General features: G+C 26.3%; 17 protein-coding genes and 1 tRNA gene. 4 read left to right on the forward strand and 14 right to left on the reverse strand.

What is annotated here, in order from left to right:
- Positions 1 to 258: 258 nt before the first annotated feature.
- The 3 genes from A966_RS00990 to A966_RS01000 are packed head-to-tail and all read right to left on the reverse strand — an operon-like array spanning position 259 to position 1,600.
- Positions 259 to 780 carry a hypothetical protein gene (locus A966_RS00990; protein WP_008721580.1) on the reverse strand — a complete coding sequence of 174 codons (522 nt, stop codon included), beginning with the start codon at positions 778 to 780 and terminating at the stop codon, positions 259 to 261.
- A 25-nt stretch (positions 781 to 805) separates the two neighbouring features.
- Positions 806 to 1,369, reverse strand: a complete 564-nt coding sequence (locus tag A966_RS00995) for a hypothetical protein (RefSeq protein WP_008721583.1) — start codon at positions 1,367 to 1,369, stop codon at positions 806 to 808.
- 30 nt (positions 1,370 to 1,399) lie between these two features.
- Complete coding sequence (locus tag A966_RS01000) at positions 1,400 to 1,600, reverse strand: hypothetical protein (protein WP_008721584.1); 201 nt, start codon at positions 1,598 to 1,600, stop codon at positions 1,400 to 1,402.
- A gap of 473 nt (positions 1,601 to 2,073) precedes the next feature.
- Here A966_RS01000 and A966_RS01005 point away from each other — a divergent pair, with 473 nt between their 5' ends.
- Together A966_RS01005 and A966_RS01010 are read left to right on the forward strand one after the other, a co-directional pair.
- Positions 2,074 to 3,687 (forward strand): peptide ABC transporter substrate-binding protein, encoded by a 1,614-nt coding sequence (locus A966_RS01005; protein ID WP_008721587.1) that lies wholly within the window; start codon positions 2,074 to 2,076, stop codon positions 3,685 to 3,687.
- A 142-nt stretch (positions 3,688 to 3,829) separates the two neighbouring features.
- Positions 3,830 to 4,147, forward strand: coding sequence for a hypothetical protein (locus A966_RS01010; protein ID WP_008721589.1), 318 nt, complete (start codon positions 3,830 to 3,832; stop codon positions 4,145 to 4,147).
- A 164-nt stretch (positions 4,148 to 4,311) separates the two neighbouring features.
- Here the strand turns inward: A966_RS01010 and A966_RS01015 are convergent.
- Positions 4,312 to 4,385, reverse strand: a tRNA-Ile gene (locus A966_RS01015).
- Positions 4,386 to 4,628: 243 nt separating this feature from the next.
- Between A966_RS01015 and A966_RS01020 the strand changes: the two genes are divergently transcribed.
- Positions 4,629 to 5,456: an EFR1 family ferrodoxin gene (locus A966_RS01020; RefSeq protein WP_008721592.1), complete on the forward strand. Its 828-nt coding sequence runs from the start codon at positions 4,629 to 4,631 to the stop codon at positions 5,454 to 5,456.
- A 152-nt stretch (positions 5,457 to 5,608) separates the two neighbouring features.
- On the opposite strand, the gene A966_RS01025 is transcribed toward A966_RS01020, so the two are convergent.
- Together A966_RS01025 and A966_RS01030 are read right to left on the reverse strand one after the other, a co-directional pair.
- Positions 5,609 to 6,262 (reverse strand): DNA-formamidopyrimidine glycosylase family protein, encoded by a 654-nt coding sequence (locus tag A966_RS01025; RefSeq protein ID WP_008721594.1) that lies wholly within the window; start codon positions 6,260 to 6,262, stop codon positions 5,609 to 5,611.
- Between the two features lie 518 nt (positions 6,263 to 6,780).
- A complete protein-coding gene (locus tag A966_RS01030; protein ID WP_008721595.1) occupies positions 6,781 to 8,064 on the reverse strand; it encodes an adenylosuccinate synthase in 1,284 nt (427 codons plus the stop codon).
- A gap of 250 nt (positions 8,065 to 8,314) precedes the next feature.
- Between A966_RS01030 and A966_RS01035 the strand changes: the two genes are divergently transcribed.
- Positions 8,315 to 10,645: a tetratricopeptide repeat protein gene (locus tag A966_RS01035; RefSeq protein WP_008721598.1), complete on the forward strand. Its 2,331-nt coding sequence runs from the start codon at positions 8,315 to 8,317 to the stop codon at positions 10,643 to 10,645.
- A gap of 20 nt (positions 10,646 to 10,665) precedes the next feature.
- Here the strand turns inward: A966_RS01035 and A966_RS01040 are convergent, their stop codons facing one another.
- From A966_RS01040 to A966_RS01075, 8 genes are all read right to left on the reverse strand, one after another.
- The gene (locus A966_RS01040; protein WP_008721600.1) at positions 10,666 to 11,829 is read right to left on the reverse strand and encodes a coiled-coil domain-containing protein; all 1,164 of its coding nucleotides are present in this window, start codon (positions 11,827 to 11,829) and stop codon (positions 10,666 to 10,668) included.
- 28 nt (positions 11,830 to 11,857) lie between these two features.
- Positions 11,858 to 13,453 (reverse strand): hypothetical protein, encoded by a 1,596-nt coding sequence (locus A966_RS01045; protein ID WP_008721603.1) that lies wholly within the window; start codon positions 13,451 to 13,453, stop codon positions 11,858 to 11,860.
- Complete coding sequence (locus tag A966_RS01050) at positions 13,450 to 14,244, reverse strand: hypothetical protein (RefSeq protein ID WP_008721605.1); 795 nt, start codon at positions 14,242 to 14,244, stop codon at positions 13,450 to 13,452. The genes A966_RS01045 and A966_RS01050 overlap by 4 nt, the downstream gene beginning before the upstream one ends.
- A gap of 959 nt (positions 14,245 to 15,203) precedes the next feature.
- Complete coding sequence (locus tag A966_RS01055; protein ID WP_008721608.1) at positions 15,204 to 17,324, reverse strand: methyl-accepting chemotaxis protein; 2,121 nt, start codon at positions 17,322 to 17,324, stop codon at positions 15,204 to 15,206.
- Between the two features lie 412 nt (positions 17,325 to 17,736).
- Positions 17,737 to 18,897 (reverse strand): iron-containing alcohol dehydrogenase, encoded by a 1,161-nt coding sequence (locus tag A966_RS01060; protein ID WP_008721610.1) that lies wholly within the window; start codon positions 18,895 to 18,897, stop codon positions 17,737 to 17,739.
- A 93-nt stretch (positions 18,898 to 18,990) separates the two neighbouring features.
- Positions 18,991 to 22,035 (reverse strand): tetratricopeptide repeat protein, encoded by a 3,045-nt coding sequence (locus A966_RS01065; protein WP_008721612.1) that lies wholly within the window; start codon positions 22,033 to 22,035, stop codon positions 18,991 to 18,993.
- 174 nt (positions 22,036 to 22,209) lie between these two features.
- Positions 22,210 to 22,575, reverse strand: coding sequence for a hypothetical protein (locus A966_RS01070; RefSeq protein ID WP_008721614.1), 366 nt, complete (start codon positions 22,573 to 22,575; stop codon positions 22,210 to 22,212).
- A 702-nt stretch (positions 22,576 to 23,277) separates the two neighbouring features.
- Positions 23,278 to 26,052 (reverse strand): hypothetical protein, encoded by a 2,775-nt coding sequence (locus A966_RS01075; RefSeq protein ID WP_008721616.1) that lies wholly within the window; start codon positions 26,050 to 26,052, stop codon positions 23,278 to 23,280.
- Positions 26,053 to 26,134 lie beyond the last annotated feature (82 nt).

Genomic DNA, 26,134 nt, shown 5'->3' on the forward strand with positions numbered 1-26,134 from the left:
TACCCCGCCCTTTATATTTTTTAATTCGTTTAGAAAATTATATTTCATTTTTCTTAAATGATTAATTAGAATTTCAAGACACCCGCCCAAGTGTTGTCTAAATTTTTAATCTTATAAACGCACGGTGAATAGAATTTTATATATTGTTTAAATTATAATTATTAATCGATTTATATTTTAAGTTTTACTCTGCGTGCGGCATAATAAAAAATCCGGCAAATAAATTTACCGGATTCTAATAATTTTTATATTTGAGAATTATAATTTTTCTAGAAGTTTTTTAGCAAATACAGCCCCAAAGCCTATAACAGCCGCAACAACTACTAATTGGAAAATGCCCTCTATAATATCATCTAAATTATAAAGCATATAATGCATTCCAAAAAATCTTGAATAGAATATAAATAATGCTGTTAATGCCAATACTCCAATTATAGCCATAATAATAATTATGCTTTTATTAGATTTATTATTTTTTTCTTTAACAACTATAATATCTTTTTTTTCATTGTTAGATTCGCTTTCATTTGATTTTTCTTCTTTACTATCTTTTGAATCTATTTTTTTAAATAAAATAAAAGCAAACATTATCATTACAGCAAAAACAGAAATTTTTAATAATGCTTCTATAACTTCATCGAAATCATGCATTAAATAAAACATATAATACTGCAAACCTAAAAATCTTATTGCCGCTATAAATAATGCCGCTGCCGCAAGAGAAGCTGCAATAATCATAAACTTTTTTGATTTTACAACAGACATTATATTATTTTTCATCATTTCCTCCTTTATAAAAAATAAATTATCTTATCCTTTTTTTATCATCTTTTAATTTATATTCAGGTTTTAATTCATAAACTTTTTCATATCTAGGATCATTTTCTCTGCTGTCTATATTGCTTTTAGTATTATCCGCAATCCTCCTCTCTCTTCTTTCATAATCCCTCATATCATACTCATATTGTATATTATCTTCTTTTATTCTTTCTCTTTTATTATTATTTCTTTCATTTCTATAATCATCTTCATAATCATCATAATATCTATCACTTCTTACCCTATTATCATAATCGTCTTCATAGTCATCATAGTCATCATAATATTCATCTCTTCTTCTGATTTTTCTTCTTCTGCTAGGTTTCCTATAATCATCATCTCTATCATTCTTTCTTATTTTTCCTGAGGTATTATCATCTTTTAAAACCTTTTTTATGAAGTATATTACAGCTAATATTACAACAACCATTATTATTAGCTTCACTATATCTTCAATAAAATCATCTACATCATCAATTAAATCAAAACAGTACAGATTTGCCGCAATGATTAAATTAAAAATAAAAGCTTTTAATGCTAACTTTTTCATTACTTACTTTCCCCCATTAATTTTTACTCATTATCTGTCATCAGAATTAGAGTCTTTTTTTACATATTTTTTAAATATATATACTCCTGCTGCTATTATTACAACAATGCCAATTACTTTTGCCAAATCATCAAAAATAAAATCAAAAGTGTCTTCTATTAAATCAAAAGAGTATAAATTGGCAGTCATAATAAATACAGATACCAAAGCTATTAAACTTAACTTTTTCATATTATCACCTCCTTATTAATCTCTTATAATTAAAGTATAGCATATTAAATAAGTTTTGTAAAGCTAAATTTAAATAAATTTTACAAAAAATACAGTATTGTAAATAAAATGTAAAGTAGTATACAATACAAATCATACATTATAGCCGCAATTTAAAATGATTTCTTATTATATAAATAGCAGAATTTAGTAAATATGATACCTAGTTTAAAACTAATCTTATTTTTATAATAAAAAACTCCGCTTATTTTTTGTATCTCTGCAAAATAGTGAATATTCACATACTGATATACGACAAGTGAAACATTATTTTTTTAATTGATAAATTATTAAAATTTCATATATAATCAATCTATACTTTTGAAACAAATACATTAATTTTTGCATTTAATATATTTTAAGTAAAAAAATTATTGATTAATAGCTGATATAAAATATAATGTTTAAATAAAAAATTATATAGGATAATGTCCATGAAAAAGATTGTATTTATGAGTTTATTTTTAAGCATGATAATATTGTTTATGTCATGCTCAGGATCAAAAGATGAGAATGGGGTTATATATATTAATGTAGGACCTGAACCCAAAACCATAGACCCTGCTTTAAATTCAACAGTAGATGCCAATATTTATATTCAGCATGTTTTTGAGGGATTGGCAACTAGAGACAAGGATAATAAAATAGTACCGGGTGTTGCTGAAAGCTGGGATATAAGCGATGACGGATTAACTTATACATTTCATATAAGAGACGATGCTAAATGGTCTGACGGTAAAAAGATTACAGCAGAGGATTTTGTTTATTCTTGGCAAAGAGTAGTTGATCCTATTACAGCGAGCGAATATGCTTATCAATTTGAACCTGTTTTAAATGCAATGGATATAAATTCCGGTAAGAAACCTGTTGCTGAATTGGGGGTAAGAGCCGTAGATGAAAAAACTTTTGAAGTAAAATTAAATGCACCTACAGCTTATTTTTTAGAGTTAGCAGCTTTTTATACATTTTATCCTGTTAGAAAAGATATGATAGAAGAAAACACAGATAATTGGACACTTTCTCCTGATACTTATATAGGAAACGGACCTTTTATAATGACCGAAAGAAGAACAGATGATAGAATTGTAGTAGTAAAAAATACTAATTATTGGAATGCTGATAATATAGTTCCTGAAAAGTTGGTATTTATACTTATGCAAAATGGTACTGCTGCTGTTGCGGGCATAAAAGAAGGTTCTTTGCATTTTGCCAATAATCCTCCGCTTCAGGATATTGAGAATTTAAAAAGTGAAGGCTTAATGCATATTTCTCCTTATTTAGGCACATATTATTATTGTTTGAATATTACTAATAATATATTAAAAGATGTAAGGGTTCGTAAGGCTTTGACTTTGGCTATAGACAGAAATTATTTAGTAGAACAGGTAACTAGAGCGGGACAGCTTCCTGCAAGTGCTTGGGTTCCTAGCGGAGTAAATGATACTGAAGGAGCAGAGGGTGATTTCAGAAAAGTGGGCGGCGACTATTACAGTGTAAAAGCTGAAGATTATCAAAAGAATTTAGATGAAGCTAAAAAACTTTTAGCTGAGGCTGGTTATCCTAATGGAGAAAATTTCCCTGTTATAGAGTTTAAATCAAATTCAGGAGAGCATATACAAATATTTGAAGCAGTACAGCAAATGTGGAAATCCGGACTTGGTATAGATTCTACTATAGCACAGGAAGAATGGGCTACTTTCCAAACTACAAGACAGGAAAAAAATTATGTTATAGCCCGCCATGGCTGGATAGCTGATTATAATGATCCTATGAGTTTTTTGGGTGTATTTTTAAGCTATAGTATACAAAATAACGGCGGTTATTCTAATAAAGCTTATGATGATAAATTAAAACTTGCTATGTCTACAATAGATCAGGATATAAGAATGAAAGCTATGCATGAGGCAGAAGATATACTTATGGAAGATATGGGTTTAATACCTATTTATTTTTATACAGATCCTATTATGGTTAGTAAAAAGTTATCAGGTGTTATTTACGATCCTCTAGGAGCACATAAATTCTTCTATGCAAAATTATCTGAATAATAAAATTAATTAATTTTTTAAGGCGGATTTACTGTAAAATCCGCCTTTATTTATATAATTTCTATACTAGACATTTTTTTAAATTTGTCTTTTTTAAAAAAAATGTTATTATATATATATAAAATATTTGGAGATTATATTTATGTTACTAAAAGATAGAAACGGTCTTTATAGAGGTAAGGCAACAATAAAAAATTTTCTCACTTTTGATATAGATTTAGAAGCATTAGTAGATGAAAATGGAGATATAAAAGTAACTACTACAGCACCTATAGTTGGAAAGATAAGTCATAGCATATCTTTGGGAGCATCTTATGATAAAGATGACTATGATATGAAATTCGGAGAAGATATTTTTCATATACACTTCGATTCCAATAATTCTATAGAAATAGAATTGCCTGAGAAAATCAATGGCAGTTTCATAGTAACTAGGAATGTAATTTTAAATAGGGTATAAAAAATCAGCTCTCTTAATTTATATTAAGGAACTGATTTTTTATCTATTCATATAGAAAAAATTATATAGAAAAAAGTTTTATTATAAATAATAATCTGATTTATCAAATATTCATAATATTTAAATTAAAAAGGATAGTACAAAATATTACGACTTTAGGGTATTGGGCCAGCAGGGACTTGAACCCCGGACCCGATGATTATGAGTCATCTGCTCTAACCGACTGAGCTACTGGCCCCTAGTTCTCAAGAAAATCTTCTTTAGATTTATGTATTATATAATAAAGAAAAAAAAGTCAATACTTCTATAATAATTTTTTTATTTAATTCTATTTTTATTTATATTTTTTATGTTCTTAACAGTAACATAAAAGTTTTTTTATTGTAATGTTGATTTTTTGTATATTTACTATTGACTTACTCAAATAAATTTACATAATAATTTAGTATATAGTAAAAATACATGAAGGGAGTATATTTTTATGAAAGTTGACAAAGTTTATTCAATATATTACAGTGCTACAGGTACTACTCAGAAAATTGTTTCTTTTGTTGGTGAAAATATAGCAAAAAAATTGGGAGTACCTTTTGAGAAGTATAACTTTTCTTTGCCTAAAAAAAGAGAAGGTATATTGGAGTTTAAAGAAAATGATTTGGTGATATGCGGAACACCTACTTATGCAGGAAGAATACCAAATGTTATGCTTCCATATTACAAAAATAATATTAAAGCAAATGGAGCTTTGGCTGTTCCTATAGTATTATACGGAAATAGAAATTTTGATGATTCCTTAATAGAACTTAGAAATACTATGCAGGAAAATGGATTCTACACTATAGCAGGAGCCGGATTTATTGGTGAGCATGCTTTTTCCTATGTACTTGGAGCTGGAAGACCTGATGAAAAAGATATGGCTATTGCTGCTGAATTTGTAGATAAAGTAGTAGAAAAAATTAAAAATGTAGCAGATATACCTACTGAACCTATTAAAGTAAGGGGAAATGATCCTATTCGTCCTTATTATATGCCTAAAGATAAACATGAACATGCTATAGATATATTAAAAGTAAAACCTAAAGTAGATACTTCAAAATGTACAAACTGTAAAACTTGTGCTCATGTATGTCCGCTTGCTTCTATTGATTTTGATGACATAACAAAATATGTAGGTAAATGTATAAAATGCGGTGCCTGTGTGAAAAAATGTCCTGAACATTGCAGATATTATGATGATGAAGGATATTTATACCATCAGCATGATTTAGAAGAAGAGTTTCAAAGAAGAGCTGAACCTGAATTATTCTATTAATTAATATCAATTTATAGAAAAGCCATGAAATTATTTCATGGCTTTTTTATAAACTTAAATATTATATTTGTTTAAATATTTTTTTTATTATAGTTTGAGGAGTCGTGACAACCATACTTCTTTTGCATCACTGTGCTTTTGAAACAAGTCTATTACTCTTCTTCAGATGACTCGCTATCTTCTTCTGTATTTCCTGATGCTTCTCTTAGAACTTGTTTTATAGCATCAAATATTTCTCTTGCCTTTGCTTTAGTTACATCTGAGGTTTTAGTTTTTTTAGTGATAGATGCTTTCTTTAATATCATATCCCCATACACATTTCCTATTCCGCTTAATATCAAAGGATTTTTTATAAGTTTCTCTACTGTTGTATCATTATCTGATAATAATTGGCAAAATAAATTATAATTGAATTGTTTAGTAAGAGGATCATATCCTATTTGAGGCATTGTTGTAGAGTCCTTCCAAATAGGTATTATTTTAGTAACTTCATTTTTATCATTACCGTCATCTACTACAAAGAAATTGCCATGATCTGTTTCTAATTTTAATATACTATTTTCATATTGGGAATCTTCTGTTAATACAAAAGAGCCGTTGGGGCCTAAATCAATAAGCATGGCATCTTGGGAAAACTGAAAATGTATATATCCTCCATAGCGTAAAACATCTATTATTTTCTGTCCTTCTATATCTTCCATTTCCTTATATTGCTTATCTATAGCTTCTATCTTATTTATATAAGAATAACAAATTTCACTTTTAATGGAGTTTATTAATGTAATTAAATTTGGCAGTTCTTTCATAACTTATGATCTTCCTATAGTATTATGTTTACTTTATATTTTAGCATGAAAGAAAAAAAAATCAAATTTTATAATATACCTATGGGGCTTTATTTATGATAAATTTAGTAAAAACTTGGGTGGGTGCCTTAAACTTATAATTAAGCATTTAACAAAAAATAAATATAATTTTCAAAATAAATTAGAAAATATAAAGGGCGGGGTATGTAAGTAAAGTTTTAAAACAAAATTACACTTGCCCACCCTATATACTCATAGTTTTAATCTGTAATTACTATTTTTTATTTTTTTATTATTAAAATTAGATTTTTAAGCTGCCCACCCAAGTATTTTTTTACTTTATAATGCATACACCGCACGCAGAACAAAACTTAAAATATAGATATATTAATAATCATAATTTAAATAATATATAAAATTCTGTTAACCGTGCGTTTGGAATATAACAAATATAAAAAATAAAAGCCTGCATTTCTTTATACAAAATACAGGCTTAAATATATTATTTTTTATATAGATTAAAAAATCTTTTTAACTATTATAGTTTCATCTCTTCCTGCTCCAACTGAAACAATAGAAATATCTGTTTCAATAACTTCGCTTAATCTTTTTAAATACTTTTTAGCGTTTTCTGGAAGTTTATCATATTCTCTAATTTCTCTAGTGCTAGTTTTCCAGCCTTCAAACTCTTCATATACAGGCTCAGCTTTTGAAAGTATATCCAAATCTGCAGGATAACCTTCTAATATCTCACCATTATATTTGTAGGCAACACATATTTTTAATTTATCCAAATCATCTAATATATCAAGTCTAGTTACAGCAATAGAATCAAGTCCGTTCACATAAGAGGCATATTTTACAACGCAGGCATCAAGCCAGCCGCATCTTCTTGGCCTTCCAGTAACAGTGCCGTACTCTCCGCCTTTATCTCTTATAGACTGACCTATATCATCATGAAGCTCTGAAGGAAAAGGTCCTTCCCCCACCCTTGTAGAATAAGCCTTAACTACTCCTATAACATTATCAATCTTTCTAGGTCCTACTCCAGAACCTGTGCAGGCTCCTCCTGCAGCAGGATAAGATGAGGTTACAAAAGGATAAGTACCATGATCCAAGTCAAGCATAGTAGCCTGAGCTCCTTCAAATAGTATATTCTTTTTCTCTTTAATAGCTTTATTTAATATTGTAGTGGTATCAGCAACATAAGGTTTTAATCTCTCAGCATATTCCAAATACTCTTTTAAAAGTGCATCATAATCAAATCCGTCATGATTATAAACTTTTTTAAGGAGTTTATTTTTAAGCTCTAAATTAAACTTTAATTTTTTGGCAAAAACTTCTTTATTCATTAAATCAACTATTCTTATACCCAAACGGCTGGACTTATCCATATAGCAAGGACCTATACCATTTTTAGTAGTACCTAATTTATTTTCTCCGAGATCCTCTTCCTGAAGTTCATCAAGAAGCCTATGATAAGGCATTAATACATGAGCCCTGTTAGAAATTTTAAGATTGGATATATTAACTTTCTTTTCTATAAGAGCATCTATTTCACTTAAAAAAACTTTAGGTTCTATAACAACTCCGTTTCCTATAACGCAAACTTTATTCTTATGAAGTATGCCGGAAGGTAAAAGTCTTAATTTATATTTCACATTATCCACAACAACGGTATGACCTGCATTGCTTCCGCCCTGAGAACGAACAACATATTCGCAGTTTTCGGCAAGATAATCTACTATTTTACCTTTGCCCTCATCACCCCATTGAGTACCTACTATAATTACTGAAGCCATTTTTCAACTCCTTGTTTTATTATGATAAAATATAAGATTTAAAAAAACTTATAAAAAACACACGATTGCTATTATATGAATATTTTTTAAGAATTGCAAGATACTTTTAATAGAAATTTCTATTAAAGATAATGTTTTTATTTATACAGTAATTTTTTAAACATCGTTAATACAATTATATATTGTTTTAATATTTTTATAATGACTTATAATAAAGTAGATTTCAAACTTAAAATATTTTGGATTATTTATGACTGAAGAATTAAAAATGCAAATAATACTTTTATTATCAAATTACTTAATGACAGAAAATACAAATATATTAGATGAAATATTAACAATATGTAATAATGAAATAAGAAATAATAATGAAGATGCTAAAATATATTTTTATAGAGGTCTTTGCAGATATAATTATAAATTATATGGAGAAGCTATTAGAGATTTTAATAAATCTCTAATATTAGGATTTAAAAATGAGAAAATATATTTTTATATAGGGTATTGCAAATTTCATTTTAAGCAATATAAAGAGGCTATTAACGATTTTGATAAATATATAAAATTAAGTAAAGAATATAAATTACAATATCTTAATATGAGCATAAAGGAGTATAAATCAAAAAATAATGATGATTATACTTTAAACTTATTAAAAGCATTTTTAAAAAATAATTTTGGTGATGAATATTTTTTTAGAGGATATTGCAAATTGCAGTTAAAAGATAATTATGGAGCTTTTGAAGATTTTAATGTATCTATAAAATTAAATTATAAAAATGTAGACTCTTATTTTTATATGGGACATTGTAATATATTATTTAAAGAATTTAAAAAGGCAATTGAATATTTTAAGAAAGTTATAGAAATAAATCCAAATGATGAAGGTGGATATTTGAATATAGGTGTGTGTCATCTTGAACTAAAAGAATATTATAAATCAATAGAAAATTTTAATAAAACTATAGAATTAAATAATAATAATGAAATAGCTTATTTTGGTATAGGTTTCTCATTACTATATTTAAAAAAATATGAAGAATCTATTAAATATTTTAATAAAACTATAGAATTAAATAAAAAATATATAAGTGCATATTTAAATAGAGGTATATCAGAATTTTATTTAAAAAAATATAATGAAGCAATAAAAGACTTTAATAAAACTATTGAATTAAATTCAAAAAATATTGATGCTTATTTTTTTAGAGGTATTATAAAAATTTATTTAAAAAATGAAAAAGCTATAAAAGATTTTAGAACTTTTTTCAAAATTAATAAAGACAATAATATATATATAATTACAATATTACAGAAGTTTGATGAATATAATGATATCGAAAAATTATTTAAATTTATAGTTGATATAAAGAATAATGAATTATGGGAAAATGAACCAATAACAAATTTAATTTCTCGTTTTGAAGAGAGTAAAAATTTTAATGATGAGCTTAAAGAAAATATAAAATATCTTTTGCTATACGAATATTTTTTACTTAAACTTTTAACTTTTGATACTGAAGAAAAAAATAATAATATAGAAATATCGCATTACACTTCTTTAGATATTCTCACTTTATTATTAAATGTTAAAGAAAATATAAAAGAAAGCGGAAATATTAGAATAAATAATATCACAACTGCCAATGACCCTAAAGAAGGTAAAATTTTAGAAAGTATTTTAAATAAAAATGATATAGATATACAAATAGAAAATGATGAAAAAGCTTTAACTCTTCAGACATCGTATTCAAGAAATAAAGATTCCCTTACAATGTTTAGACTATATGGGAAAAAAGAAAATAAAGAGGCTACAGGCGTATGTTTGGTTTTAGATAATAAATATTTTAATAATTCATATATTTCTCCTCATTATTATAAATATGAAAGAAAAACAAATTATAAAATTATTAATGAATTAATAAATAGTATAAAAGTTGATGAAAATAAAACTGTTAATGATATTTATAATGGAGAAATACCATTTATACAAAAAAGAAATCTATATTGGGTACTTTATTATAATGAAAAAGAAAATCAGCTTATTTATAATAGAGAAAGATCTAAATATGCAAGTAATATTATTGATTTAAATGATTTGAATGATCCTGATTACAAAGCAGAGTTAAAAGAATATAATAAAAAAGAAGACATTATTAAATATGCATTTGCAAAAATATTTCATTATACAAGAGAAATTAAAAAACAAATAGAAGATACAAAAAATAATGAAAATTATAAAAATATTAAAAATCAATTATACAGCTATTTATTTGAAAACATAAAATACATAATAAAGCATGAAGCATTCTTTGAAGAACAGGAACTTAGAATGCTTGTAACAAATGATTATAAGTCTGATGAAATATTAATTGACAATGATAATAAAAAGCTCTATATTGATTATATAAAACTTTTTAATGAAAATACTAATTATATAAAAGAAATAATAATAGGCTCAAAAGTAGAAAACAATGAGGCAGTTGCCGAATATATAAGAAAGGCACTTCACTTAAAAAATACTGAAGCTAATAAATTAGATGATATAAAGGTGAGTATATCTGAAGCACCACTTAGATAAAAAAATAAAATATATAAAAATTATCTTGAATACATCTGACTGTTTCTTGCTTTATAGCTATTCATAAGTTTGTAAACTTCATCAGGATTTAAAGCCTGTTCTACATTGATAGTAACATTCCAAATATCTCCTTTGGAAAAACCTTGTTCCTGCAATTGTGCATTACTTTGAACTGTGATTTTTCCTGATTTATTGCTTACAAGTTCAGCACCCATTTCCCCAACAATTGCAGAGCCTCCGTCTGGAATAGTGTATCCTGTTGTACCGAATGCAAATTGAGGTGCCTGCGGAGGATTAGATTTTACACTGTCTAAAGCATTAGCTGATGATACAATACCGGAAGCAGCAGAAATTGCAGATGATATAGCAGTGGCAGATATCACAAGACCCGCAGCAAAACCGACAGGCCCTCCCTGAGCAAATGAAGCAGCTACTCCCAAAGCAGATTGTGCTATAGCAAGAGAAGGTATTAAAACGGCATCTGCTATAGCTTTTGCTTTTTCCATCTCTGCTAGTTTTACTTCATTATCCCACTCAGCATAAGCTTTATTATACTCTGCCTGTGCCAATTCTTTTTCTAATAATTCTCTTTGAGTTTGTATTTCTTTTTCTTTTTGTAAATCTTCTTTTTCTTTATCCTGTTTTTTCTTTAACTCTTCCTGCTTTATTCGTATAGCTTCAGCACTCATAGCATCTTTACTTTCAATAGCTAACTCTAATTCCTCATCAAGCCTTGATAAATAGTTTTCATAATCCTCATCGTCCTGAGTTCTTTTATTTTCTCTTAACTCAGCTTGATAATCATCAAACTCCTGTAATTTATTTTTAGCTTCTTCTATTGCATTATCATAAGAGCTTAAATCATAATAAAAAAAGTCAGAAAAACTTGCACTTAAATCTTTATATATGCTGGATACACTAGAAATAGAATCTTTTATTCCGTCAGTAAAATTTTTTATATTAATACTTTTAATGCTTTCATCAAGAGAGTTTATAGATGATGATGTATTATCTATAGCTTTATTTGCTTCTTCTGCTGAGCTTGTAAAATCATTAAATGTTTTTGATGAATCATTAAAAAACAAAGAAGTTTCATATACTGAATTTATTTTCTTTATGCTTTCTTCTATGTTTTGTAATTCTTTATTAGTATCAGAAATATTTTTATTTAGATTGCTGTTCATATTTATAAACCTCTTTCATTAACTATAATTAAAAACCGCTATTATTTAATATTCTCTCAAGATTTTTTCTTCGCTCTTCCTGATTATATAAATAATTGGTAAGATTAATATTCATCTTTGCAAGTTCCAAATCTATATTAAGAGAATTTTTTTCAAATTTATAATCTATTGTCCGTATATTCATATCTACTATCCTTGAACCTATATCAAAAAAGCAAATGAATTTATCATATAAAATATTGCCTCTCTCTGAAGTTATTATAATATTTCTTTTATCGTATCCGCTTACATCAAATACACCAAAGCCATTAGTAAAATACTTTCTTTGAAAATGTTCTTTATCCTCTATTTGAAATACTGCTGATACATTTGATGATTTAACAGTGTCATCTTGAATACCGTCAGAAAAAAATATCACTATCTTTGTAATATTATAGCTTTGATTGCAAATCTGTTTATAATATTTATCTATATCTGTAAGAGCAACAGACTGCTGCTGTTTATAATTAGGATATTTCCTATATTCTATACTCGCATCAATGTCTATGATATCCGATGAATAAACTTCATTTAATCTGCTTTCTATTTCTGTGAAATCATTAAAATCTATAATCTGATAAAAATTATTAGTTGGTTTTAATATGCATTCTATACATTCATTAATATTTAAATCATAATTTTTGCTGTTAAGAGTTTTTATTTTAACTATTTCTTTTTTGGTTTGATTAGTTAAAAATTGATAAGCAAACTGATAAGCTAAATCATAATTTTCTAATTTATACTCTATTTCAAATATATCAGTTTTTATTCCTATTTCTTGTTCTAATGGTATTGGAGGATATAGTTTATCAGCACCTACTATTTTAGGAAGAGTTCTATATACTTCTTCTTCATTACCTTCATCATCTGTAATTGTATCCTTCATCTTAATAATATAACGGCTTACTAAATCAGCAGAATCTTCTTCATACTCGCTGTCTGAAAAATCATTATTATGCCAATTTAATTTTTTAGAAGGTATATCTGAAAATTCTTTGAAATAAAAATATCCGTCAAAATCCACACCCCAGCACCAAGTATCAGATAAATTTTCTTCTACCTCATCAAGTATATCCGAAATATTTTTTCCGCTGAAAGACATTGTTATTTCTTTATCATTATTAAGAGTAATATTTTTTTCATCAAATATTATATTCATCTCTTCTATTTTTTCTCTTAAAGATAAAACTATATCCAATGCTCCTTTGGTTGATTCTAATATTAAATCGCCTTGTATATACTGATGAAGAAGTCTTCCCCATATAGGGATAATACTTAAATTAAGCCCAGCATTATCTATGCTTTCAACATATCCTGCAAATCTTTTCTTACCATTGAGATAATATTCAACTTTATCATTAATATTAAAATAATTAAGAGGAGTACTGAAACTTACTTTGCTTACATCCCCGCCTCTTTTATTAATTTTAAACTCATAACTTGAATAAGTATTATATGTATTTTCTGAATATATATTTTCATTAATTTTTATATAAGTAGCAAATTCTTCAAAATTAATATAAGGAGCAGGAGGAAGTTTATATATTTTATTTCTTAAAAAATGATAAGGCTTTCTCTTAATCATATTAAAATTCCTCTTTTATATCTTATAGAAGCCTTAACACAAGTTTGATTACTTTCTAAATAAAATACATTATTACCAACATTTAATTCAGGCTGCACTCCTTTATAGTTATAAGAAGCCCCATTTACATTCAATCTTTCTCCGTCAAAATCTATATTATAAACTCCGTTTCTTAGTTCACCGCTGAATTGTATTCCAAAGTTTTGTCTATTAGCAAATAAAAAGTCTAATGTTCCTCCTACTACTATAAACTCTAAATTAAAATTTACTGGCACAGGAACCAAACTTAATGATTTGTAATTTATATCCTGTTTATTCTCTTCTATAATAGGAAGTTCATATTCTTCTTCTTTTTGTCTTAGAAAAACTTTATCTAATGCCTCAAGAGATATATCTACAACCCCAAGATTATTTATATAGCTTATATTATATCCGCCTACAGATTTCATAATATATTCTGCTTCATAAATCTCGTCTTCAAATATAGTCCTTATGAAATATCTTTTAACATTACTTGATAAAATAATACTTGTATATTTAGTATATTGTTCTTCTATTCTTACCCAAGTACCTAATTCATTTTTATATTCATAAATAGGAATTCCTATATTAAAAGCTCTTCCGCTTGAAATATTTCCAATACCTGTTTTTATAGAATATGATCTGCTTCCGTCTGTTACTTTATAATCTGTTTTTATATCATCAGCTTTGATACTTTGCACTGTATTTATAATATCAAAAATTTCTTCTGAATATTTATCTCTTACTATCAGTTTAAAATCAAAAGCCATAATAAGAACTCCTTAATATGTTTATATTAATAATAAAAAATATAAGTAATTATAAGAATTATTAACTCTATTTTTAAGAAAATTATTTAACGCACGATAAGCAGATTCTTATTTATTATTTAAATTAGAATTTTTAATAATCATACATTTTAAATTTTATTCACCGTGCGTTGTATGCATTACAAATTAAAAAAATATTTGGGTGGGCAGCTAAAGATTCTAATTTTAGCAATAAAAAAATAAAAAATAGAAATTCCAGATTTAAGCCATAACCCTAGAGGGTGGGCAAGTGTAATTAAATTTTTAAACTTAATTTACATACCCCGCCCTTTTATTTTTTCTGTTCAATTTTAAAATTATAATTTAGATTCATTTTGATACGGTATTTAGAAATTAAAGCACCCGCCCAAGTGATTATTAAATTTAGAATTTATTTAACGCACGCTAAGCAGATCCTTATTTATTGTATAAATTTGAATTTTTAATAATCATATATTTTAAATTTTATTTACCGTGCGTTGTGCAAATAAAAAATTTAAAAATAACTGGGGTTGGGGGTTATAATTTCTAATAAGACAATAAAGAAATAAAAAAACAAAAATGACAAAATAAATTAAAAATTCTAGAGGGTGTGCAAGTGTAATTAAATTTTCAAACTTAATTTACATACCCCGCTCTTTTATTTTTTCTGTTCAATTTTAAAATTATAATTTAGATTCATTTTGATGCGGTATTTAGAAATTAAAGCACCCGCCCAAGTGATTATTAAATTTGGAATTTATTTAACGCACGGTAAGCAGATTATTATTTATTGTATAAATTAGAATTTTTAATAATCATACATTTTAAATTTTATTTACCGTGCGTTGTGTTTGTAATGAATTTAAAAATAATATAAAAATAAAAACATCAAGTATCTATTATACCTGATGCTTTAAATTCAATTTGATAAAATTATTTTAGAATGAAGCAAAACCATCATCTGTCATTTCATTAGAAGTTGAAGAATATGTAGCTCCAAATTCATCATTTCTAACAGTAGTACTATCTTGTTTTTGAGATTCCATAGCTCTCTCTCTTTCTATAGAAGGCGGTACTTTCAATTCTTTTTTAGAAATATCTTTTTTTATAGTTTCTTTTTTACTGAAGTCTTGTTTTCTTGTATTTTCAGTTTTTATTTCTTGTTTAGGTTCTTTTTTTACTTTTACTGTATTTCCTTTCATTAAATCATCAGCACTTAATTTAAAGAAACTGACAGTATCTTTAAGAGCATGGGCCTGAGCAAGAAGCGATTCAGATGTATTTGCACTTTCCTGTACCAAAGAAGCATTATGCTGCGTTACGGTATCCATTTCAGCAACGGCTTTATTAACCTGATCTACACCTGTCTGCTGTTCCATAGCGGTAGCACTTATATCCTGCATTATTCTGGCAGTATCTTCTATTTTCTGCTGAATATCGATAAATATGTCTTGGGACTGACGAGCTGTTTCTGTAGCTTTACTAATTTTTTCATTTGTATTATCAACTAAAACAGTAATATCCTTAACAGATGACTGTGTAGTCTGTGCTAAGTTTCTAACTTCAGATGCCACTACAGCAAAACCTTTACCCTGATCTCCTGCTCTTGCTGCCTCAACCGCTGCATTCAAAGCCAATATATTAGTTTGAAAAGCAATGTCTTCAATGATTTTAGTTATATTTTTAATTTTTGTACTAGCCTCATAAACTTCTTCTATATTTATTGTAGTTTCAGCAATAATTTTACCAGCATTTTCAACAGCCTCTTTTGAAGCAAGCATCATATTATTACCTTCAACAGCATGATCGGTAGAAGATTTTATTGTAGATGCCATCTCTTCCATAGAACTTGCAGTCTCCTCAAGACTTGCCGCCTGAGACTCAGTTCTTCTTGATAAATCAGTATTGCCCTGTGATAATTCCTGAGCGGCTTTTACTATATTATTAGATGCGGTATTAACTTCTGTTATAGTTTCAGCAAGTTTTCTTCTCATACTAACAAATGATTTTGATAAAACGCCTATTTCATCTTTTCTAGGTTTTATACGCTGCTTTATATTGCTCAAATCACCTTTTTCTATTTCCTGAGCCTCTTCAACTACTATTTCAAGCGGTTTAGTTATAGTTCCAATAAATAAACTTACAAATATTGCAAGTGCTATTATTGATATAATACCTATTATTACACTTGCTATTATTAATTTTCTATTCTGTGAAAATATTTCATAATCCATCATAGCTAATGCTATTATCCAAGGTCTACTTTTCATCTTATAATAAGCGGCTGTTCTTTGATCTCCATTTAAATCATAAGTAATTATTCCGCTTGATGCACCTGAGAAAGCCTGCTTATATATAGGATTAATTTGCATATTGGCTATATTTTCATACTTTGAATCCATTATATTGTAAAGATTTTCACTAGTTATAAAAAGTCCGCCTGTCTCTCCTAAATCTATATTAGAAAAATGTGTTTGATGCAGAATATACCAATCAAGAAGAACATATATATATCCTATATTTTGATTATTATCGTCTTTCACAAGTTTTACAGCCGGCATAGCCCATTTACCTGTCACTTCTGACTGCATTAAAATATCTCCGTATACAATTTCATCATTATTAGCCGATACTTTAGACCAAGTTTTAGGAATATAATCTTTTAAATTCCTTCCTACAAGTACAGATGATACAGAATCAGAAATGATATTTCCATTAACATCAGCAAGTCCGATATTAATTATATACAAATTATTGCTTTTAAAATTCTTTATTGTGCTTAACAATAATTCTGATGTAATAGTTTCATTTCCTTCTAAATATCTGACAACTACAGGAGTTACGGCATAAGTATTTATTAGGGAGCTTTCTAAGCCAAACCAAGTATCTAAAACAGAAGCATATCCTGCTATGGTACTGTTAAATCCTCCGAGCTTACTGTCGCTTATCCCTTTACTTCCTATTCTGATAGAAGATATGAGCATTGCTATTATTATCACCACAACCATAATACATATAACAAAAGGCATTCTAAATGCTAAGCTGTTTATTTTTTTCATATATTATTATTCTCCAAAATAAAAATTTATTTAGAATAAATAAATATTATACTTATTTCAAATTTCAAAACTAATTTTTTATAATTCTGTGGGGACTAGCCCTACGAAATACGTCTCACTGTATGTGCCTACGGCAGGCGAAAGACTGCATATTTATATACTAAAACAATAATTTATACAACATGTAAAACATTATATTTGTAATTGTTAAATTAAATAATTTTAATAATTAATCTTGTCAAGTAGTTTTGAAACAAGTCTATTATTATATATATAGTAACAAATAATTGAAATTTTTGATAAATAAATTATTAAATTTAATAATTTTTTTTAAAATAAAACAGGTAATTTCAAAAAAAGCTATAGTAAAATTACTATAGCTTTTCTTTATTTATAAAATCAATACATAAAATTATTTATAAGATTTTTCTAATACACTTAAAACTTCATCATCAGTAAAATTATGAGGATCGCATTCAAATAATCCGCCCATAGCAAATTTAGCATTTTTAGCTATATCTGGTAAATCTTCTTTTTTCATTCCATAATCTGAAAGCTTCAAATTATCAACTCCGCATGCTTTTTGTAAATCAACTAAAGCATCAACAAAATCCATAGCTTTACTAGCATCTTTTTTACCTAAAGCTTTAGCCATATTAATCATTTTTTCATCACAGTCATGTGAATTAGCAATAACTGTATAATATTCTTTACTAATAATGATAAGTCCTGCACCATGTTCAAGTTTAGGATAATAAGCACTCATAGCATGCTCCATAGAATGTTCAGAAGTGCAGCTTGAAGTACTTTCTACTATACCAGACAAAGTATTAGCCATAGCAACATTCTCTCTAGCTTCCATATTATTTCCGTCTTTAACAGCATCTGCCAAACTTTTTCCTATAAGTTCTATAGCCTTTAAAGCAAATAAATCACTCATTTCACTAGCAATTTTATTTATATAACCTTCTGTACTATGAAATAAAGCATCAAAACCTTGATAAGCTGTAAGTTTTGGAGGCACTGTTTTCATAAGTTCAGGATCTACTATAGAAAGATAAGGGTAAGTTTTTTCATATCCGAATCCTATTTTTTCATTTCCATTAGTAATAACAGTCCAAGGATCTGCTTCTGTTCCTGTACCTGCAGTTGTAGTTATTGCCACTATTGGCAAAGGATCATTTGGTATAGGTTTACCTTTACCTGTACCGCCGAATATATAATCCCAATAATCTCCCTCATTGGCAGCCATTATAGCAATAGATTTTGAAGAATCCATGCTGCTTCCGCCACCTATTCCTATAACAAAATCACAGTTTTCTTTTTTAGCCAAGGCAGCACCTTCCATTACATGATCTTTAATAGGATTAGGAAGTATTTTGTCAAATAAAACATGATTTACATTTGCTTTATCTAATTGTTCTTGAAGTCTTTTTAAATATCCGTATTTTTTTACAGATGTACCGCCTGTAACTATTAATGCTTTTTTACCTGGCAATTTTTGTTTATGCAGCTTTTCTAATGAACCGCATCCAAATATTACTTTACTAGGCATATAAAAATTAAAGTTCATATTACTACCCCTTATATAAAATTAATATCAATATATTATGTTTACTATTATATACCTATAATTTATTTAAATCAAATTAATTTATTATGATTATCAATGAGGAATTTTTTTTATTATTTGAAGATATTTAATAAACCTTTTTATTTTTATATTTTTTTTATTGATAGTCAATGCTTTCTTATAGTAATATAAAGAATTATTAAAATAATCATTTACTTTTCTATGTTTTTTATATTTAAAATAATAGCATATTCCTAAACTAAAATAAACTTCATAATTATTCCTGCCATAATAATTATTTTCTATAGATAGATTATAATTACATATAGCCCTGTCCAAATATTCTTCATCTGGTTTTTCTCTTTTATATAAAAGTAAATATATATCTCCCATAAGTGAATATGCTTCTATATTTCCAAGATTTACAGAAGATATAAGATTATCAAAAGCATTTTCTATAAAATACATTTTTGAAGTTTTTTCAAATAAATGCTTTAAGATTAATGCTCTATTATAATTGCATTTAGGATATTTAGAGTTTATATCCAAAACTCTGCTGTAGCAATGAAAAGAGTTTACAGCATATTCATAATTTTTAGTTCTAAGAAATATTTGATAATGCATCATTCCCATGTCAAAATAATAATCTATATTATTTTTTTCTATATTAATTATATATTCCAAATAAAATAATGAAAATAAAGCATATTTTATTCTTTTGGTAATAGAAAATAAATGTTTAAAAAAATCAATACATAACCTTAGAGAAAATATATCTATATTCAAGCTGCTAAGACATTTACCAGCCTTTATCAGATATTTATTATTTTTATGAATATCATACATAACATTATTTAAAATGAATAAATATTTATTAGCAAGAATTCTATTTTCATGCATAAGATTGATATATTTATCAAAATAATCATTTATAATAATTTTGTCATTGTATTCGCTGAATAATATAAAATAAATATTGCTTAACTTTTTATAAATAATATCTATACCAGCCCCATTATACAAAGCAGCATTGTAATAATCTAAAGATTTCATAATATATTCATATTTAATTTCTTTATCAAAAGTATTATTATAAATTTTTAAATAATATATATCACCTAATCCTTCTAATGATATTAATGATTTTTGATTATTATATAATACAGTTTCAAAGCAGGATAAACTATTATTAAAAATTTCTTCAACATTATAATTACTGTATAGATTGTTATACAAAAATCCCAAATTCTCAAATGCAGTATAATATGTACTGTCAATATCAATAGCTTTAAGATAATTTTTTTCAGCTGATTTATAATTCTCAAAACTGCTTTCTAATAATTGTAAATGATAAAGAAGTGCCAAATTATAATATAATGTTTTATCATATTCATTTATCTCTAAAGCATAATTAAAATTTTCCAAAGCAGTATTAAAATATTCTATATCCTTTTTTACTTTGTATGCCTCATAATACAGCATAGCTTTCTGGGATAAATTTTTTATATCATATCTGAAACTATTAAAATGTTTTTCTATATATGACAATGATAAATTAAAGTATTTATCATCGTTATGATCTTCAATATATCTAAGCCTATAAAGATCGCTTATAGCAATGAGTGAATTTGAATGACTGAAAAATAATAATGATTTACTGAAAAATTCATCTCTTAAATTATTATCAGAGCATGAAAACTTATCTTCCAAACTATTACTGTATAAAAAATGATAAAAGCAGCCCAAGTTATAATTCATATAATAATTTAATACATTATCATTATATAATTGTCCTTCATTTAATAAAGTCTCATAATCATTAATAACAAATTTAAAATAATTTACATCATCAAAATATAAAAATGCCAATCTGTATAATTCAAATCTATTAATATATGTGTAAAAATAATCACTGTCTATAGCAAGTGCTTTATTATAATAAAATAAAGAACTATCAAAATCATCTTTATTTTTAGTTATTGAAAATCGGCATTCATACAAATAGGCAATAGAATTTAATATATCTGTATCATCTGTATCTAAATGATTGAATGCTGACAAAGAAGCATTAAAATATAATTCATCTTTTGTATTTTTATAGCATAAAATATAAATGTGTGCTATAAAATAATATGCATTATTATCTGAATTTTTTACTTCATTGTAATAATTCATAGCAGAAGAGAAGTCTTCGCTATTTTGAGTTAAACTATATCTTATACAGTAAATATATCCCAAAAGAATATATAATTTAGAATTATTAATCTTTTCTATCTTTTTTAAAACAGAAACAGCATCATCAGAAAAATGTATATATTTGCTGTACTTGAACATAATAGTATGTAAAAAACCTATATTAAGTAAAACATCAATATCATTACTTGTGTAGTACAAATCTATATAATAATTTATAGAAAGCAAATAATAGTCAGGATTTTTAGTAATAATAAATTGGGATTTATATAATTCAGCTATATGCTCTAAAGCGAATATATTATCATTATCAAAATCTAATATTTGTAAATATTCTTCTGCAGCAATATTAAGATGTTTCTCTTTTTCTGCATTGGAATACTTACATTTATAGAGTGAAAAAATATTATAGCTTAAATTTATATCACTGCCTATTAAATTCAATACTTCTTTATACGATTCTAATGCCTTATTAAAATATTCATTATTTTTAGTTATACTATATTTAAAATGATTTAATATTGCCGAAATAAAATGACTAATTTCGCTATTATAATGAATTATTCTTTCTATATGATCTGATGCTATATCATAATAAATATCATCATAATCATAAATATATTTAGTATAATATAAAAATGCAGCCTTATTTCTAGCATATAAATTACCGCTATTTTTTATAAGTATTGAATTTACACTTCCTATAACATTTTCAAAACTTTCATCATCGCCGTTATAGGCACATTCATCTATATAAGAATCTACAAGCAGCTGAAGTATTGCAGTATCATTATAGCGAATATTTAATCTTTTATCATTTTTTAGTTTTTCAGTTAAATCATAAAAAAATGAATCATTATTTTCAAATGTTTCAAAATTGAGTTTTTTAAGGAATGAAAGTCCGGAATCTGCTTTCATATTATGAATAAAATTATAATAATTCATATTGTAATTTTCTATTTTTTTGTATTCCTTCAATTTGTTTATAACTTATAAAACTAGTAATTATATTATATATGTAAAAACAATTTATTTAAATATAAAAAATAATTTTATATAAAAAAGAAGAGACTGATTATCTCTCCTTTTTATAATACTTGGTTTCGTTTATTGTATGAATTATTTCTTATTTTTTATTTTATTATATTTTTGAAGAAAATCATTTACTATCTTTCTTAATTCTTTAGCATATTCCATATTTAAATTTATTGAATTATTAATAATAAGTTCATGAGGATTTCTTTTATATATTTCTGAATTTATTTTATTTCTTTCCAAATACATTTTTTTTCTTAATTCTGAGATTTTAGGCTGATATTCTTTTTTTAATTCCATTATTTTATCTAATTGAGCTTTAGTAAGAGAATCTCCATTATATATAAAGTAAGTATAAGGTTCATTACTACAATAATAATTTTTTCTTTCAGCGAATAATGATACAGATAATACAACTGTAATAAAGATAACTAGAATAACGCGTTTCATAGTTTTCTCCTGATGAAAATTCTAATATATATTAATTAGACGAATTATATGATTAAAAGTTTCCCTATATTTTAAATATTTTAGCAGTGTATGGCTATAAATTTAAAATACGCTTGGGCGGGTGCTAACAAATGTTATTTAAACAATAAAACAGTATAAAGCTAAAATTCAAAGTAAAATAAGAAAGCATAAAGGGTGGGGATAGAGGAAAAGTTTTTAAATTTTTGGCTTTATTTTAATTTCAACCCTCTAGGTCTATTGTTTAATTATGAAATTTAAATTTCATTTGTCTTTTTACTTTAATTTAATTTATTAACACCCACCCAAAATGTAATTAGGTTTAAGACTTCTTTAACGCACGCAGAAAGAATTTCAAAACATAGTAAAAATTGAATTTTTAATCAGATTTATATTTTTTGTTTCATTTACCGTGCGGTGTATAGGCAATAAATTAAAAATTCACTTGGGCGGGTGCTAACAGATGTTATTTAAACAATAAAATAAATATAAAGCTAAAATTCAAAGTAAAGTAATAAATTATAAAGGGCGGGGATAGAAAAAAGTTTTTAAATTTTTGGCTTTATTCTAATTCCCACCCTCTAGGTCTATTATTTAATTATGAAATTTAAATTTTATTTGTCTTTTTACTTTACTTTAATTTATTAACGCCCACCCAAGTTTTTATTAGGTTTATAGAATTAATTACCAAGACATTTGAAAACCAAAGCCTATATATATATCATTCAAAGTAGGGTAGTTTTGAATTGCACTCTTATCAAGACTTGTAGGAATCCTCAAAGCCAAAAGTAAATAAGGTTCTCCTGTAACAATATTCTGATATCCTGATATAGGTATGCTTGCATCAAATCCAACTTTTACAGCGGCAGAATGCATGTATTCTGCCGCATAATAGGCATATCTGTATGAAAGAGATGCAAAGAAATTATCAAAGTATATATGACTTAAATTAAACTGTGAATCTAAATATCCTAACAGCTCAAAATCTCCTCCCAAAAGAAGACTGCTTTTATATTTTTTATTTTGTATATATGAATAAAACTCTTCAGGAGCTTTAACATATCTTCCTCCAAATACTGTAGAAGAGCCGTCAAATGCCGTATTTGTACCAAATGCATAAGAGCCGTAAAAACTTGCCCTTATAGGAACATATCTTGTTTGAAACTTTGTACTGAAGTCTATTGCAAATTTATTATATTTTATAGAGTATGTTGGATATATGGTAATATCAACTAAATCATCTCTGTACGGCTTGTCAGTTCTCACTCTAAATATCATTGATGCTTTTAAGGAAATATTAACAGTATATGAAGAATATTTCCAAGTAAATGCTGATGATGTATTGGTCTGAGGATTAACAAATTCAGAGAATAAAGCTCCCGAAATCGTAGGCTCTAATAAGAAATGCACTTTATCGCTTTCTGTATTAAGCAGAAACTGCATGGCAAGGTATGTATTTAATCTCCAATAATTGTATGTAGAATATACTACATCGCTTTTAAATCCGAAGTACAAAGGATAAAGCATACTAAAAGATGTAACAGTTAATTCTGTCTGAAGAAAATTAGAAGGTATATCATATCCAAGCCATATTAAAGCCAAATCATTTGCAGAAGGAGAAGAGACTACAGATAATATTCCAAGCCCATTTATAAGAAAAGGAAAACTATCACTCATCTGCGGCAGAGGCACCCACATAGACCAAGGCTTAAAATATTTAAAACTATTATAATTTCCAATCTCCATTTGAGGAGTAAAATCATATTTATTAATTGTTTTGTCTGTATATGTAAAGTTTTTTGTTTGAGATGTATTGTCTGTATACTTCATAAGCCTGTCAAACTCTGAAAATCTCCCTTTATAATAAATGCTCTCTCCAGCATATACAGCAGAAAATACTCCTCCTGAATAATCTTTTGTATATAGCTTAATGCTGTTATTATTTAAATTAATTTCACCTAGCTTGTAAAACCTGTCATTATTATTGTACGAAAAAAGAAGTTTATTATTTGAGTATTTTAAATAGCGTACATAGTTAAGAGTATTATCTTTTGTATAAATATATTTTAATGTTTTGTCATTATAATTAAATATTGCTATATGTTTTACTCCGTTTTCTGCAACTATCAATGCTATATTATTATCATCAATAACCGCAGGAAAACCGTATCCGAAATTATCATTTGCCTGTAATAAAATTTCTTTTTCATTATTTTCATTTATGTATACTAAAATAGAGTTGTGTAAATCTTTTGATATTCCTATAATCCCATTTCTAAAATATCTTGCATACTGCATGTCAAACCATTTTCTTTTAGTTCTAGTTTTTTTATTTAAATCATATTCTTTTACAATGTATTTATAAAGTCCTCCGTTATACATATATGATACTATCAAGGCATTGCTTCCGTCTTTTGATATATCCAAACTTTCAGAACTTTTATCTATTAAAAATTCTAATTTTAAATCTTTTTTATTATTTTCATTATTTCTTTTTTCTTTATATGAGTATAATGCTCCAATGTCTCCGTCTATATAGTATAGAGTATCATTGTATGAGGCAATATCATTAATAAAAGTTTCTTTATCATTTACTCTTAACTCTTCGCTTGGATTAATATCTGTAAGCACCAAATAGTTTTGAAAGTCCGACCATATCTCAGTAAATTTTATTCCGTATACTTTTTTAAAAGCTCCGTAAACTCCAGAGTTATAAATAAGAAATGAAAAACTAAGACTAGTCTGCATTTTTTTCCAAAACTCATTATATTTCTCCATTCCAAATCTATCTTGTAAATATTTTGAGAAAAGTCCGCCGTATTCATAATATACATCTCCATAAGGGCTTTTAGTCCATAAATAGGATGTTTGAATTGGTGTTCTAAAATTGCCTTCAAATATATCCTGTCTTAATCTCTGTTTAATAAGCGGGTCATTAGCCCTGCCAAATCCTGTGAAACTTTCCATACTTACAGGAGCCCCCTCTATCATAAAAGGCATAGCATTAAGATGTACAAAAGAAGCCCAATTTCCCATTACCTTTGTTGCAAGTCCTGTATTTTCTGATGCCATAGTTAGTAAATGAGTAAGTTCATGTATAAATACTGTTTCAAAGTTGTTATTATAGCTTGTAAAGTTTTCATCTATATTAGTATCATATAAAATAAGAGTTGAATATGGTATTATCATTGCTGAAGAATTAAAAATATTAAAGTCTGGAGTGATAGTTATAGGTATTTTTCCTCTTACTGTGCTATTTAAAATTTTAGAATATTTATAATATATATCATCAGCAACCTTTGCCAGATTCTCAGCTGTTCTTCTGGACTCTATAGGAAAGATTATTTCAAATTTTTCTGTTTGTATAGTATATAATTTTCTAAACGGTTTGAAAACTTGAGGGTAAAGATTAGCCGCCATAATAAGAATTAAAGCAAAAAATAAAACAGTTTTTTTCATAAATAAATGATAGTATATTATAGTTTAGTATTTTTGCAATAAATTGTTATATATATCTTAAAATTAAAGAAATAAAAATATT

The organism is Brachyspira hampsonii 30446, from assembly GCF_000316195.1.
Lineage (GTDB): Bacteria > Spirochaetota > Brachyspiria > Brachyspirales > Brachyspiraceae > Brachyspira > Brachyspira hampsonii_C.